Consider the following 15589-nt stretch of genomic DNA (forward strand, 5'->3'; position numbering starts at 1 on the left):
AGGAGGAACTATGCCTCCCATTCCTCCAATGGCAACTACAATTTTTGCTGATGGTTCTGTAAAAGAAGGACCTTTTAAAGAAGTTGAACATTTCTTAACTGGATTTCTAATTATAGAAGTAGAAGATTTAGAAGCTGCCAAAAAAATTGCAGCAACCAATCCTATTCTAGTCGCTGGAGGAAGTGTAGAAATACGAGAAATCTTACTAAGATAGTATTTGATAGCCTTATGAACTTGAAGAAACAAAAAAATTGGACTCTATTTGCCATATTTGGTATTGCCTATTGGTTTTTTGGCAATCTATATGAAGCTATAGTTTTTGGCCCTAATTGGATTATTGAAGATCCTAATCATCTGAAGCACTTAAATATGTTTTTTGTCAATTCTAGTCCAACTCTATATTTTATACCGATGACATTAATTGCAGGAATCTCAATTTGGATTTTAACATTTTTAAATAAAATTAATAGTGTAAAACGCGAATACAGAATGGCAAGTATTTTAGCTCTAATAGTTACCATACTTACATCATTAATAGTCGGTTTTGTATTATCAAAAATGTTTGGTTCAGGATTTTATGCGAATCCAGAAAAAGGAAGTTTTTATGGAAAAATATGGAATGTATCAAATGCATTTAGAATGATATTTGAACTAGCTACCATTTACTATTTATTCAATGCTTATAGAAAATTAGATAAATTAAAATAATCAAACCAATTTAATACCCTTAATATTTAAATGAAATTATTAGAAGCGCTAAACTGGAGATACGCTACAAAACGTATGACAGGAGAAAAATTAGATGATGATACAGTAAATAAAATTATTGAAGCAGCGCGTTTAGCTCCAACATCTGCAGGATTACAACCAGTACATTTGTTTGTAATTAGTAATCCTGAAGTAAAAAAACAAATTCAACCAATAGCATTTAATCAACCTCAAATTGTAGAATCATCACATTTGATTGTTTTTACATCTTGGGCAACAATTCCAGATAAAAAAGTTGATGAAGTATATAATTATACAAATTCAGAACGAGGTATTTCTAATGAAAAAACAGCAGACACAGTAGAAGGTCTAAAACAGTTATTCAGTACATTTTCTGAAGAAGAACAGTACCATCACACTGCTAAACAAGCACATATATCTTTTGGAATGGCAATTGCCGCAGCAGCAGAACTAGGAGTAGATGCTACGCCAATGGAAGGATTTAGTAAAGAAGGAATAGATGAATTTTTGAAATTAAAGGAAAAAGGATTAAGATCAGTTGTTCTTTTAGCTCTAGGCAAAAGACAAATAGAAGAGGATTGGTTATTTCCATTAAAAAAAGTTCGTCAACCTAAAGAAGAGTTTATTACAGAAATTAAGTAATAGAATATTTTTTTACAAATTCTGTATTAACAAAACTCATTTCAAAATAGATTACCTATGTTATTAAAAGACAGCTTAAGAGAAAAACTGTTATTTCGCTAAATAGCATCATACTCATTAAGACAACTTAAAAGATAGGATTTCTGATAATGATCTGTTTCAACAAAAAACTAATCAAATATGAAAATAGAAATTTGGAGCGATGTAATGTGTCCTTTTTGTTATATTGGAAAACATAATTTAGAAAAAGCTTTAGAGAATTTAGAATATAAAGACCAAATTGAAATTATTTGGAAAAGTTATCAATTGGATGCTAGTATTCCCGAAGTTGTTAACGATACATACGCAGGATATTTATCTAAAAAACGTAATGTCAGCGAAGAGCAAGGAAATCAAATGTTAGCCTCTGTATCTACTACTGCTAAGCAAATAGGTCTAGACTATCATTTTGATAAAACAATCATGACCAATTCCTTTAAAGCACATCGTCTTATACAATTTGCTAAAAGTAAAGCAAAAGGATCTCAAATGGAAGAAAGACTTTTCAAAGCATTTTTTACAGAAGGGAAAAATGTATCAGATACAGATACTTTAATACAATTGGCTAAAGAAATCGGCTTAGAGGAAAACGAAATTTCGGCAGCTTTTACTGATGATATATATGCATATCAAGTAAAAAATGATATTAACGAAGCAATTCAATTAGGTGTAACAGGAGTTCCTTTTTTTGTACTTGATAGGAAGTACGGTATTTCCGGAGCACAACCCTCGGATGTATTTTCAAACACTATTGAAAAGGCATTTGAAGAATGGAAATTAAATCAAACTAAAACAAACTTAGATATACAAAATGGGCAATCATGTTCTATAGATGGTCAATGCGACTAAAAACAACTTAAACAATAAAATTATGATTAGACTATTTAAACAATGCTTTTTAATTGCTATTGCAGCAGCCCTTTTAATTGCTTGTAAAAAAGAAAAAACAAAAGTAGATTTATTAATTAAAAACGCAACTGTTTTTGATGCAACAGGAATTGATCCTATTTCTAATGCAAGCGTAACTATCAAAGGTGGAAAAATAGTAGCAGTACAAAAAGGTGAAATAACTGATGTAAAAGCTACAAAAACTATTGATGCAGGAGGTAAGTTTGTTATGCCTGGACTTATTAATTCACATTTACATTTATTCTGGAATATGTATGACATGCCTCCAAAAATGCCTGCAACAAATGATGCTCAAGCAAATAAATTTATTGAAAATGAATTAACTAAACGTTTAAAAGGTCATTTAGAACAAGGAATAACATCTATACTTTCTCCAATAGATTTTGAACCATATATTTATAATGTTAGAGAAAAAGTTGCAAAAGGAGAAATTAGCGGACCTCGTGTTTTTGCTGCTGGTCCTGTTTTACTTAAATCTGGTGATTATTACGCATGTGCTGGACTAGAAGGAGAAGATTTAAAATGGTGTAACGAACATGTAAGATTACCAATTGAAAATCCTGAAGAAGCACGTAAATCTGTTCAAAAATTAGTAAAACAAAAAGCTGATGTTGTTGTTTATGATGGTGTAACAAATCAAACCAAATTCAACAAAGAAGTCTTAACTGCTATTGTTGATGAAGCACACAAAAATAATTTAAAAGTGTTTGTTCATAATGCTGATGCAAAAGATGTTCCTAATATGGTAGCTGCTGGCGTAGATGTATTTATTCATCCTCCAGCAAAAACAAAAGATGTTGATGGAAAATATTTGAAAGTAATTGGAGAAAAGAAAATTCCAATTGCAATTACACTTGGCTTTATGCAACGTTATATGAAACTTGGTTTTGCAACTCCAAAAGACAGAAATGATTATGATATTATGCAAAATAACGTCCAAGTAATGTTGAAAGCAGGAGCAGTTCCATTATTCACTTCTGATGTTCCAGGAATTCCTCCAACAGAAGTAGTACCTATGGTTACAGGAGTAATGACTGGTCAAGGAATTGACAATAAAACAATTCTTTTATCTGCAACAAAAGAAGGCGGAAAAGCTTTGGGAGCAAAAAATTTAGGAACTCTGGAACCAGGTAAAATTGCAGATGTTATTCTTGTTGATGGTAATCCGCTAAAACAAATTGCAGATCTTCAAAAAGTAAAAACAGTCATAAAAGATGGAAAAATTGTAGTTGAAAAATAAGTTCACTTTTTAAATTAAAATTCATATCAAATTAAAAAATTAACCAGCGACATCAAGTTTGCTGGTTTTTTTATTAGGAAAGCATAGTATTTCAGATAATCATCTCTTTAAAAAAAAAAATACAATTTTTGATTCTGATTATAATAAAGTAACCTCAGTAAAAATGAGGTTACATAAGACAGCTTAATAAAGTAAACTTCTTTAAGTTTTTAAAGATAAAATTTTTGTACAAGTAGTTGTTTACTTAAACATTACCTTTTTTGTATAAAAATTCTAAACCAACTCAATTAAAGCTTGACGAATCGTATCATAAATATAATTTAGATCATCAGTCGAAATACAATAAGGAGGAACCAAATAAATTATATTTCCTAATGGACGCAACAATATACCTTTCTCTAAAAAGTAAGGATACAGCTTTTCGTGTATATCACTAAAATAAGACGTTTCTTCGTCTGTATTCCATTCCAACGCCAAAATAGTTCCGCATTGTCTTATCGCTTTTACTTTAGGATGATTTTGAATAGATGCAACAAAAAATTGATGTTGATGCACTATATTTTCAATTTGCTGTTGTGTAGAGGTTTGTAACAACAAATCAAGACTTGCTAACGCAGCAGTACATGCCAATGGACTTGCCGTAAAAGAATGTCCGTGGAATAATGTTTTATTCAAATCATCTGCATAAAAGGCTTGGTAAATTTCGTCTGTACAAGTTGTAACGCCCAAAGGTAAAGTACCACCTGTTAAGCCTTTCGAAAAACACATAATATCTGGAACTTCTGTCAAATGATTTGCTGCAAATAATTTACCTGTACGACCAAATCCAACAAAAATCTCGTCTTGAATCATTAAAATATTATGTGCTCTACAATAACTCATCAATTGATCTAAATATTCAGCCTGATGCATCAACATCCCCGAAGCTCCTTGTATCAAAGGTTCGTAAATAAAACACGCTACTTTAGTTGCAACTTCTTTTATTTGCGATTTAATAGCTTCTATATTTTCTGCATTCGGTGTATCAATAAAAATGACATCAAAAAGCTTTTCGTTAAAAGGTTCTGTCCAAATTCCTCTTCCACTTACCGACATCGCGCCAAAAGTATCGCCATGATAGGCATTTTTGAACGCTAAAATCACAGGTCTATCTTCTTTTTTATTGAAATGATATTGTAAACACATTTTTAATGCAACCTCAATCGCTGTTGATCCATTATCACTGTAAAATGCTTTTTTTTGGTTGGTTGGTAAAAGAGCCAATAAACGTTCAGACAATTCAATTGCAGGTCGATGCGTAAATCCTGCAAAAATAACATGTTCCAAAGTTGTTAGCTGTTCGTGCATTTTCTGTGCGATATACGGATGCGCATGCCCATGCAACGATACCCACCACGATGAAACCGCATCAATATATTGCTTGTTATTTTCATCGTAAATATAACTTCCTTCTCCTCTTACAATTGGAATAATATTATTGGCTTTTTTCATCTGCGTATAAGGATGCCAATTCACCAACTGATCGCGCTCTTTTAATGTGTACATGTCTGATTTGTTTCTTGTTTAACCATTGGTAGTAAACCTAAATTTTCAAACATTTGCATATCCTCTGATACCCCAGGATTAGGTGTTACCAGTAAGGTTTCACGTTCTCCTGTAAAAATAGAATTCGCACCAGCCATAAAACACCAAGCTTGTTCAACTTCTGTCATTTCTATTCGACCAGCACTTAAACGAACAACCGAAGAAGGCATCACAATACGAGCTGTTGCAATCATACGAACCATATCCCAAATATCTACTTTCGGATTATTTTCTAAAGGCGTTCCTTTTACTCTTGCTAAAGCATTTACAGGTACAGATTCTGGGTGTTTTGGCATTGTTGACAAAGTTAATAGCATAGAAATTCGATCTTGATGTGTTTCTCCTAAACCAATAATTCCGCCCGAACAAACTGTAATCCCAGCTTTTCGTACATTTTGTATCGTATTGATTCGATTATCAAATTTACGTGTAGAAATAATCTCATCGTAATAAGCTTCGGAAGTATCTAAATTATGATTATATGCGTGTAAACCTGCTTCTTGTAAACGAATCGCTTGCTCTTCTGTCAACATTCCTAATGTACAACACACTTCTAATCCCAACTCATTTACACCTTTCACCATTTCGATTATTCGATCAAAGTCTCGATTATTTCGTACTTCTCGCCAAGCAGCTGCCATACAAAAACGTGATGAGCCCGCTTCTTTTGCTTTCTTTGCATGTGCTAATACCGTTGCTGTTGGTAACAATGCTTCTACTTTAATATCGGTATGGTAGCGTGCTGCTTGTCCGCAATATGAACAATCTTCGGGACAACCACCTGTTTTTACAGATAACAAGGTACATACTTGTACTTCTCTTGCATTGTGCCATTCTCGATGTGTTTTGGATGCATGATATACTAAATCCAATAAAGGTTGATGATAAATTTTTTCGATTTCTTCTTTCGTCCAATCATGACGTGTTTTGTTTGATATTTTCATTGTATTTTAAATATTAAATTGATGCTTAATTGTTTCTGCAATATTTCTCACTTCGCTTGAGTTTATTGAATTGAGTTTTGGTGTAATGATGATAGAAATATCCGAAGGCAAATGATTTTTTATAACACGAGAAGTGTCTTCATCAAATTCACCATTAAACACAAAATATTCGATAGTGATATTTCTTAATTTCAGTATTTCAATCGTTAATAATGTATGATTAATACAACCCAAATAATTCGTTGCAACCACAACTGTTGGAAGATTAAATTGCTGAACAAGATCAATCATAAAATCTTCTTCATTAATAGGAACAAATAATCCGCCCGCTCCTTCAATAATAAGAGAATTGGTTGTTTTGGGAATTTCAAAATCATTTAAATTGATATCAATTACTTCTTCTTTTGCAGATTGATGTGGTGAAGCGGCTTTTTGTAAAGCATAACGTTCTTGATGAATCTTCAGTTTTGGAGAAGTTAACGATTCAACCAACAAACTATCTGATGAATCTAAATCTCCTGATTGTATTGGTTTCCAATAATCAGCTTGTAAAGCTTCAGTTAATATTGCTGAAACAATTGTTTTTCCAACTCCTGTCCCTATTCCTGTAACAAATAATTGTTTAGACATTTTCCTTTATCTTTTCTATTAATTGATTAATTTCTTCTTGTGTATTAAAAGCATGCAAACAGATTCGTAAGCGCTCTTCTGCTACTGTAGGTGGAAATACCGCAAAAGTGTTTATTTCAACCTCTTCTAATTGATTTTTGATTTTGGTCAATTGGTTTGTAGACTCAAACTTTAGAATTTGAATTGGACTATTTTTATTCGAAGAACTAGTTAAATTACTATTTCTAAAATGTGATATATTATGTTGTAAACTTTCTTGAAGCGATTTATTTTCTTTGATAAACTGATAACCTTTTCGTAAACCTGTCACATGAAAATCAGTAATAGCTGTGGTGTAAATAAAAGGTGAAGCATAATTAATGAGATAATCAATCACTAACTGATTAGCTAAAATAGAAGCACCGCTCATTCCCATTGCTTTTCCATAGGTTACAACCGTTACAAATACTTTGTGTTGTAATCCCAATTGATGAACCAATCCGTAATCAAAAACACCAAAAGCATGAGCTTCATCTACCACTAATGCAGCATTGTATTTATGGGCTAATTCAACCAGTTCAATTAATGGAGCACAATCACCATCCATCGAATACAAACTTTCTACCGCGATAAAACAACGCTCTTTTACTCTTTGTAATAATTTCTCTAAATGATCTAAATCGTTATGTTTAAATTTTAATTTTTTTGCGTTGGATAATTTAATCCCATCATGCACTGAACGATGTATATTTTCATCAACTATAACAGTATCATGTCGAGTTAAAAGTGCGGAAAAGAGTGCTAAATTAGCATTATATCCAGATGAAAAAAGTATTGCAGCTTCTACTTTATGTTCTTTCGCAATCAGCTCTTCCGTTTCACTTAAATAATCGGAATTCCCACTAATCAAACGTGCTCCAGTAGAACCATAAAGTAAGGTTGGTTGTGCTATAAACTCATTTAAAATTTGCTGATGTAAAATTTCATTTTTAGCTAATCCTAAATAATCATTACTATAAAAATCAATTCCAGAAGAGCGAACTTTTAATGTTCTTTTAATTCCTTTTTGTTCTCTTTCAAATAGAGATAGTCGCAATAAATTAAAAAATTTCGACATTATTCAGTTCATTTTCAATTGCAGAAATCCAATGTGCAAACAACGTTTCTTCTAGTTGTATCACTTGATTTGCATAAATTTCCCATTCATTATGAAATTCTTTTAATTGTGAAATCATTTCTTCAAGATGACCTTCTTCTTCGACAATAATTGATTTCACCATCACTTTTTGTTGATGTGCTGTCAAAACATCTTGATATATTGGATACAATTCATCTGCCCTAACTTCAATAGCGTAAGTCACAAACAAATAGGCTGCGTATTTTAAGTCTTCTCCATCAAGATTAAATTCTTTCTTCAACAAACGACAAACCTGAATATCTAATTGATGTAAATAATACATTGTTGCTTTTGGTACTAAAAGATAAATAGGCTCATAATTGACACAAGCATCCGGAATCAATTTTATAATTTGCTTTTTCAAATAATAAGCATGACGATGTTCCTCTGCTGCATGTTTCAATTGAATAAGATTCACAAAAGTTTTGTGTTCACATGCCGAAATTTTTCGTGCTCCTGCATTTTCCATAAACGAAAGTGTATTAAGCCACTTTACATGTAATTTTGGTTCTAAAACAATATGATTTAATATATTTTTCAATTGATTTTATTTTTGGCCAAAATTATAAGTCAAACGGATCATACATACACTCCACTTTTGTAATATATGATAGTCCGGACGTATTAAACCCATTTTAGAATCTCTGAAAAAGTTTAGAATCATCACTATAAAAAAGTTGAATAATGAAAACTATTATTACAGAAAAATTCATTATTCATCTATTAATTCTATCTTTTACGATTAGATTTTTCTAAATAGCTACTTAAATCTTATTTTTGCAAAAACTTTTAAATTGAGTACTCGAGAAAATTGGATAAGCTGCAAGAATTGTAATGGACTTGGAAAAAAAAGTCAAGGAGTTTCGAAAAGGAAACTATCGCGTTATGAATCAGCTGTTGCTCAATCTAAAAAGAATGAAAATTTTATTACTCCGAATAAACCAAAAAGTTCGATGCAGATCTGTACTATTTGCTCAGGAACTGGTTTGATCACTACAAATGAACGCCCTTCATTTAACGAAAAAAAATATCCTCATGTCGCAATTGTCGGAGCTGGAATTGGTGGAATTGCATTGGCATTAGCGTGTTTACATCGTCAAATTCCTTTTACACTTTTTGAACGTGATCGAGCTTTCAACGATCGTTCGCAAGGTTATGGGCTAACGTTACAACAAGCAAGTAAAGAATTAAAAAAATTTGGAATCCAAACTTTAGAGGAAGGAATAGTTTCTACATTGCATTTAGCACATACTATAGAAGGAAATGTGATTGGCGAATGGGGAATAAGAAAATTGCAAGATAAAGAAGCAATTGAAGCTAAAAACAAGAATAAACATACCAATATTCATATTGCGAGGCAATCTTTACGCTTAGCTTTTTTGAATCAATTAGGTGGTGATAATCAAGTCTTATGGAATCATCAATTAATCGATTTTAAAGTTAATGATAAAATAGAATTAACGTTTGATGTTGATGGAATTCAAAAAAACTTTAAAGCTGATTTACTTATTGGTGCAGATGGCATACGAAGTACAGTTCGTCGATTGGTTATAAATGAGGAAAATAGTCCATTACGTTATTTGGGTTGTATTGTTATTTTAGGCATTTGTAAACTGGATGCTTTAGCAAATTTAGAAAATCATTTGTTGGATGGTGCAACGGTATTTCAAACAGCAAATGGAACAGAACGGATGTATATGATGCCTTATGACAAAAATTCGGTTATGTGGCAATTTAGTTTTCCAATGTTAGAAAATGAAGCGATAGCTTTGAGTAAAAAAGGTTCAGAGGCGTTAAAGATAGAAGTCGCTAAAAGAACGCATTGGCACTCTCCTATTCCTGAAATTATTACAGCTACAGAATCCCAACAAATCACTGGATACCCAGTTTATGATCGAGATTTATTAATGTCAAACTTATTAGAAAATGCTGGTCCAGTTACTTTAATAGGCGATGCGGCTCATCCTATGAGTCCTTTTAAAGGGCAAGGTGCAAATCAAGCTTTGTTAGATGCTTTGTTATTGGCGCAAAAAATTACTTCAGCTTATAACAATATTCAAAATAAACAGATTAATTTGCGTGAAGAAGTTTTACAACAATACGAAAAAGAAATGATGGAACGAAGTAGCGTTAAAGTAAAAAAATCAGCAGATGCAGCCAAATTTCTACATTCAGATATTGTGCTTCAGGAAGGAAACGTTACGTTCGGTTCTAAATGGTCTTCCAGTATTTAAATAATTAAAAAAGGAAACATTTTAAACTCTGTACAAAATGTTTCCTTTTTCATTACATCACAAATATAAATTAATCTAATGTTTGTACTCCCCCACCATTTACAAACAGTACTTGTCCGCTAACCCAAACCGAAACTGGAGCCGCAAAATACAATACAGCACCTGCAATATCTTCTGGTTCTCCAAGGCGTTCTAAAGGTGTATGTTTTAACATGGTTTTCTCTATTTCAGGAGTCAAAACAGTTTGTAAAGCCTGTGTACGAATAGCACCTGGTCCAACAGCATTGATTCTAATTTCTGGTCCAAAATCAAAAGCCAAATTACGTGTCATATGATTAATAGCCGCTTTAGATGAAGCATAAGCACTAATAGCAGGACTTTTATTAATAGATGCCATAGACGACATATTGATAATACTTCCGTAGCCAGAAGATTTCATATGCGGAGAAACTAACTGACATAAACGCCACATACTAAAAACATTCATCTGAAAAACTCGTTCAAACTCATTAACAGAAATTTCATATGGACTTTCTCTTCCAGCTCCACCGCCACCTACATTATTTACTAAAATATTAATTTGTCCATAAGCTTCTAGCGTCTTTTCAACCAAATTTACTAATGCCTCATCTTTTGTCACATCACAATCCAGTGCAATTGCCTTTCCTCCTTTTGATGTAATTTCTTCCACAACTTTATTTGCAGGTTCTATCTTATAATCCGACACCACTACATTAGCTCCATATGCGGCAAGCATTTCACAACAAGCTTTTCCTATACCATTACCACCTCCTGTTACAATAGCAGTTTTTCCTGTTAAATCAAATAATTTTGATGTATCCATATGATTCTTTTTTTTGAATTAAATACTAATAAATAGTAGAAATTGACAATATCTAAAGTTAGTGTTTTTTTTATAAAAGAATTTATTTCTCAATCCTCTGAAAGTGGAGAACGAAAAATTATTTGATACTTAATATCAAAATCAGAGACTAATAATTTGAATGATTTTAAATCCTCTAAATAAATTTTAGTTGATTTCTCCGATTTATTAATTGCTCTTGTAGAAAGAATATTCATTGGGAAATTCACACTATCTTTTATTCCTTTTTCAATTTTTCCGTTTGTAAGTTGATAAACATAAATAGGTGTTTTTCCTTGTTTTACCATACTATCCAAAAGTTTAATCTCATTTGTAAAAATAACTATTTCAGCTTGCTCAAAAGATTTTTCTTTCGTTAACATCTGAACAGTATCATTCGATACTCGTTCATTCTTAAATAAATCAACTTCATATTCGTCTGGTCTTTCATAACTTTTTTTACAGCTATAGAAGAAAATCGGAATAATTAAAATTGTAAGAATAATAGTATAATTGATATTTTTCATTCTGATTAAGTTAAAAAAAGGAACTTACTCGAAAGCAAATTCCTTATAAAAAATCCTTGTAAAAAATTATTCTTGTTGATATTCTGCTTCCCACTCATTTCCATCATCACCTTTGTGACCATCTAATTTGATCACAAAACTTTTTGTTGGAAAATATGGTGTCATACGAATATCTAACCAAACACGATCTTTATTTACTTTATCTTGCTCAAAACGTACAATTTTGAACTTTTCGATTAATTTATCTGGTCCTTTAATTTCATCTAAGAACTGTACGATTTGTCTTCTCAAATCATCTTCATTACGAGGATTCCAGTTTTCAAAAGCACGTCGATTTAAGAAATCTAACAATACTTTCGTCACATAATCAAAAACACGAACGACAGAATAAGTTTGTAAACCAATATTGTCTCCGTTGAACAACGTTTTTGCAGAAAAAGCCATGATTTTCCCATATTCGTTTACCATCGGAACCAATCCCATTTTTTCTAATTGAGAAATTTCACTTTTCTTCAAATCGAATTTAACGGCATCAACTTCGTTGATATTTCCATGTTTTTTTCCTGCTGCAACTTGAGACATCAATGTTTTATAAATTTTACCTACCAAAGACGTTGAAGGTGGCAAATCTACATTTTCTTCTTCACCTACTTCCTCTGCTCTACCGCGTCCTACAAGCCAATTACACGTCATAATTACATTACTTCTGTGCAACTCTCCTCCTGTTAAATTTGCAGAATCAAATAAATCAACTACATCATCTGGTTTATCTAAATTCGCAAAATCAGTAACCAACATTACTTTGTTTTCGTTACAAACTTTTGCCCATTTTTCTACAACTTTATTCGATCCTAGATAACCTGGTAAAGCTAAAATTGAGTAATTATCGCGTAAATCTAAACGATCATAATTTTGTTTAAATTCTTCCGAAATTGCATCAATAAATAAGGGATTATCCAAATCTTGCAATTGCTCTAAACTTGCATTTACAACACTCACATTATTAACTTTATCTAACTCTGTATTTTTATAAAACTGAGCTATTGTACGGTAAGAAGTTTCTAAATCGCGAACAGTATCTAATGTATTTTTTAAGTTTGATTTTAGATTGTTTTCTGCTGATAGTGCTTTATTTTTAGAAGAATCTGCCATTTGATCGATTGATTTATTATCTTCTAATAATTCAACCCAAAGATTAATTTTTTTCAATAAATCTTTACGCTCTTCTTCTTTATTTTGATCATTTAAGAAAATCTCTTTACGCGCTTTTCTTGTCGGATTCATATTTGCAACTCCGTCAACGACAGTTTCTACAAAATTAAATCCTCCTACTTTATTTAAAACATCAAGCGCATTTCCTTTCTTCTGAGCAAATTGCTGTTCTTGACTTTGTTCATGCTGTTGTCCTTGTATTGGTTGTGGTTTGTTTTCCATGATAGTAAAATTTTAATAGAAAATTATTTCTTCTCTAATTCTTGAGCAATTTCTTTTAAGACATCAATTAAAGCTTCTTTCGTTTGCTCATTTTCAACAATAGTTTTCAAGATTTTATTGTTTTTCAACTGTCTCAAAATCTTATTGTATTGCTCTTGTTCGATACTTAATTGTTTTAAATAATCAGATTTTTGGGTTAATGTTTTAGGTGTAAAATCTCCTAAATTCTGAAATCTAAATTCTTCATCGATAATTGTTCCATCTTCTGTTTGATGTTGTACAGACACAGAAGGCTCGAAATGACGAAATACATCTTCAATCGTTTTTAAACCTTTTACTACTTCTGGTACAAATGGTTCGTCTGATGTTAATTGACTTACAAGTAAAGTTCTGTTTTCTTGTATATTTTGGATAGCTTCGTTAGCATCTACTTTTACTTCGTTACCTCCAACTCCATAATTATATACTGCCATAGTGTTTGATTTTAAGTTAATGTTTTGTTTATGTTTATTTTCTGTATTTTTCTTAAAAATAGAATGATCGATAAAATTTTTAACGATTTGTTTTAAATCAAATATTTTACGAATCATAATGATGATTTTATTTAATCAATTACACTCCATCCTTTTTTAGGATCGATGTTCGATTTTACTTCTTGTTCATTTACAATGATACTTTCTTTGCGTTGTCCGATATAATCTAATTCGCTCAACTTCCCGAAAACAATTTCCAAACTTCTTAGCATATGATTGATTTGCATGAAAGCTTCACCAGAATTATGATGATCATAATTAATTTCAGCAACTGTTGTCAAATTATTCAGAATTGTATGCGGAGCAACTTCACTCCATTCCAAACTATAATTTAACATTTCTTCTAACTCAGCAGGAATCATCATTTGCGTATTATTGTATAAATGAAGCGCGAATTTTGAAAAAATATTCATCATAAATATTGGTGGTTGATTCATCACAATATTCTTAAATTCGAAATAATTTTCACCAATTGTACTAATTACAGTTTGACAAAGTGTTTTTACATTTTGTGCTAAAGCCGTATTTTGATTTTTATGTGCCGATTTTTGAATAATTCGGAAAGCAAATTGACGAATATTACTCAACGAGATTACAAACGAATTATAATGCTCAACCAATTTTGGATGACTTTGAACAGACACACAAGGCGGAATAAAATGTGAATCAATTTGTGCAATATTTGATTTAATCATTACTTTTCCTAAAACCAAATAATCTCCACCAGAATAACTACTATTAAGAATAGTTGTATTTACCAATTCTATCTTATATTTTGGCAAAGTATGAGGATGTCTTGGCGGAATTTCCTCTGGATCAATGTCACCAAAAGGTATTTTCTCAAACAGATTGACAGATGCAATAATGTAATAATCTCCATCTTGCTCTTCCTGTTCTACTCCATCTGTTTTTTTCGTTAACGATCGGATGTTGACGTTATAATCCACCAATTCTATTCGATAACCAGCTTTGGTTACTGCCGAACAACGTTTTATAATTAACTGCGCATCGTTGGTAGCGGTATTCAAGATTTCATAAACAGATTTATCTGCATGTTGATCAGAAATTGGTAATAAACCATAATTAAAATTATTGATTAATATCGAATTAGAATCTCTAAGACTATCAATCACAAAATTCTCTTGATCAATCAAATGCTGTTGAGAAATCTTCATTCCATCTACCCAATTGACAGGATAATGTTTTATTGTCTGTATCATAGGTTTGTATTATTAAGTTTTTTAACTCCTTCTTCTTGATGACGAATTACACGTTTACAAATAATTGTTTCGTTTTCTGTAATTCTGTTTGTTGTAATATCTCGCTCAAAATCAACATATCTTCGCTTGCTAAAGAATGATTTCTTTACATAAAATATCCAATAATAAGATTCTTTATTTTGATCTATTAATTCAATAATCGTATTTGGATTTTTGAAATTATAATCATCCACTACTCTAAAAAACCAATCTCCAAAAGTGATTTCCGTAGGAAGAGTTTTTGCTTTTATCAAAAATCTTTTACTATCATCAATATTTTTTCCTAACTCTACATTTAACACCATCAATCGATCGAAATCTACTCCATCAAAATTGAAAGGTTTTTGATCTGGATCATATCTCCATGTTTTATAAATATCAAAAGGAATACTGATAAATTGAATATAACAATAGTAAAACGCTAAAGGCAAAACAAACGTAAATATACTTGTCGCTGCCATATACGGATTACCTAATCCATCTCCCATGTATTTAAAAATCATTGTAAAAAGATAACCTCCAAATGCAATACACGTTAAAGTCATTACACTTTCAAAAAGGATACTCATCCAAACTTTATCGATATGTTTTCGAAAATATTTGTGCAAAAGATTAACATGAATAATTCCTAATCCCAAGTAAACTATTTGAGAAATTAAGTACCAAAATGGATTGAATAGATTTCCGGAAAAACCAAAAAAACCTGGCAAAGCCAAACATAATCCACTTAATAAGACATATACAATAATATGTTTTATTTGGATTGCAGGTTTTGCTTTTCTAATAAGTCCCATTATAAAAACCAAAATCGCAACGATCAATGGCATTAATAAGTACCTAAAAAAAATTGTTTTCATAGAAGCTGGT

At 31.4% G+C, this 15589-nt stretch carries 17 protein-coding genes; 6 read left to right on the top strand and 11 right to left on the bottom strand.

Features of this window, described 5'->3' with window-relative positions:
• The 5 genes from B2217_RS04280 to B2217_RS04300 all read left to right on the top strand — a co-directional run.
• On the top strand, window positions 1–214 hold a 214-nt coding region (locus B2217_RS04280), incomplete at its 5' end, for a YciI family protein (RefSeq protein WP_291122127.1).
• 20 nt (window positions 215–234) lie between these two features.
• The gene (locus B2217_RS04285; protein ID WP_180906437.1) at window positions 235–708 is read left to right on the top strand and encodes a hypothetical protein; all 474 of its coding nucleotides are present in this window, start codon (window positions 235–237) and stop codon (window positions 706–708) included.
• 30 nt (window positions 709–738) lie between these two features.
• Window positions 739–1371, top strand: a complete 633-nt coding sequence (locus tag B2217_RS04290; protein WP_180906436.1) for an NAD(P)H-dependent oxidoreductase — start codon at window positions 739–741, stop codon at window positions 1369–1371.
• Window positions 1372–1551: 180 nt separating this feature from the next.
• Window positions 1552–2259, top strand: a complete 708-nt coding sequence (locus B2217_RS04295; RefSeq protein ID WP_180906435.1) for a DsbA family oxidoreductase — start codon at window positions 1552–1554, stop codon at window positions 2257–2259.
• Window positions 2260–2281: 22 nt separating this feature from the next.
• Window positions 2282–3559: an amidohydrolase family protein gene (locus tag B2217_RS04300; RefSeq protein WP_180906434.1), complete on the top strand. Its 1278-nt coding sequence runs from the start codon at window positions 2282–2284 to the stop codon at window positions 3557–3559.
• Window positions 3560–3832: 273 nt separating this feature from the next.
• On the opposite strand, the gene bioA is transcribed toward B2217_RS04300, so the two are convergent.
• Genes bioA through B2217_RS04325 form a run of 5 tightly spaced genes read right to left on the bottom strand, consistent with a single transcriptional unit; the run spans window position 3833 to window position 8414 of the window.
• Entirely contained in the window at window positions 3833–5104 is a 1272-nt protein-coding gene (bioA, locus tag B2217_RS04305; RefSeq protein ID WP_180906433.1) for an adenosylmethionine--8-amino-7-oxononanoate transaminase, read from the bottom strand.
• Window positions 5092–6087 carry a biotin synthase BioB gene (bioB, locus tag B2217_RS04310; RefSeq protein WP_180906432.1) on the bottom strand — a complete coding sequence of 332 codons (996 nt, stop codon included), beginning with the start codon at window positions 6085–6087 and terminating at the stop codon, window positions 5092–5094. The genes bioA and bioB overlap by 13 nt, the downstream gene beginning before the upstream one ends.
• A gap of 6 nt (window positions 6088–6093) precedes the next feature.
• The gene (gene bioD / locus B2217_RS04315) at window positions 6094–6717 is read right to left on the bottom strand and encodes a dethiobiotin synthase (RefSeq protein ID WP_291122128.1); all 624 of its coding nucleotides are present in this window, start codon (window positions 6715–6717) and stop codon (window positions 6094–6096) included.
• Window positions 6710–7813 (bottom strand): aminotransferase class I/II-fold pyridoxal phosphate-dependent enzyme, encoded by a 1104-nt coding sequence (locus B2217_RS04320; RefSeq protein WP_180906430.1) that lies wholly within the window; start codon window positions 7811–7813, stop codon window positions 6710–6712. The genes bioD and B2217_RS04320 overlap by 8 nt, the downstream gene beginning before the upstream one ends.
• Window positions 7797–8414, bottom strand: coding sequence for a hypothetical protein (locus B2217_RS04325; protein WP_180906429.1), 618 nt, complete (start codon window positions 8412–8414; stop codon window positions 7797–7799). The genes B2217_RS04320 and B2217_RS04325 overlap by 17 nt, the downstream gene beginning before the upstream one ends.
• Before the next feature lie 253 nt (window positions 8415–8667).
• Between B2217_RS04325 and B2217_RS04330 the strand changes: the two genes are divergently transcribed.
• Window positions 8668–10107, top strand: a complete 1440-nt coding sequence (locus B2217_RS04330; RefSeq protein ID WP_180906428.1) for an FAD-dependent oxidoreductase — start codon at window positions 8668–8670, stop codon at window positions 10105–10107.
• Window positions 10108–10177: 70 nt separating this feature from the next.
• Here the strand turns inward: B2217_RS04330 and B2217_RS04335 are convergent, their stop codons facing one another.
• The 6 genes from B2217_RS04335 to B2217_RS04360 form a co-directional block, all read right to left on the bottom strand.
• Window positions 10178–10951: a glucose 1-dehydrogenase gene (locus B2217_RS04335; RefSeq protein ID WP_180906427.1), complete on the bottom strand. Its 774-nt coding sequence runs from the start codon at window positions 10949–10951 to the stop codon at window positions 10178–10180.
• Window positions 10952–11040: 89 nt separating this feature from the next.
• Entirely contained in the window at window positions 11041–11496 is a 456-nt protein-coding gene (locus B2217_RS04340) for a hypothetical protein (protein ID WP_180906426.1), read from the bottom strand.
• Between the two features lie 66 nt (window positions 11497–11562).
• Window positions 11563–12930 (bottom strand): DUF5458 family protein, encoded by a 1368-nt coding sequence (locus B2217_RS04345; RefSeq protein ID WP_291122129.1) that lies wholly within the window; start codon window positions 12928–12930, stop codon window positions 11563–11565.
• A gap of 23 nt (window positions 12931–12953) precedes the next feature.
• Window positions 12954–13520 (bottom strand): type VI secretion system contractile sheath small subunit, encoded by a 567-nt coding sequence (locus B2217_RS04350; protein ID WP_244958035.1) that lies wholly within the window; start codon window positions 13518–13520, stop codon window positions 12954–12956.
• 14 nt (window positions 13521–13534) lie between these two features.
• On the bottom strand, window positions 13535–14683 hold the full coding sequence (locus B2217_RS04355) for a hypothetical protein (RefSeq protein WP_180906424.1): 1149 nt from the start codon (window positions 14681–14683) through the stop codon (window positions 13535–13537).
• Window positions 14680–15579, bottom strand: coding sequence for a TssN family type VI secretion system protein (locus tag B2217_RS04360; protein WP_280045786.1), 900 nt, complete (start codon window positions 15577–15579; stop codon window positions 14680–14682). The genes B2217_RS04355 and B2217_RS04360 overlap by 4 nt, the downstream gene beginning before the upstream one ends.
• Window positions 15580–15589: the final 10 nt, after the last annotated feature.

This window comes from Empedobacter sp. UBA7620 (genome assembly GCF_002484185.1).
GTDB classification, from domain to species: Bacteria; Bacteroidota; Bacteroidia; order Flavobacteriales; family Weeksellaceae; genus Empedobacter; species Empedobacter falsenii_C.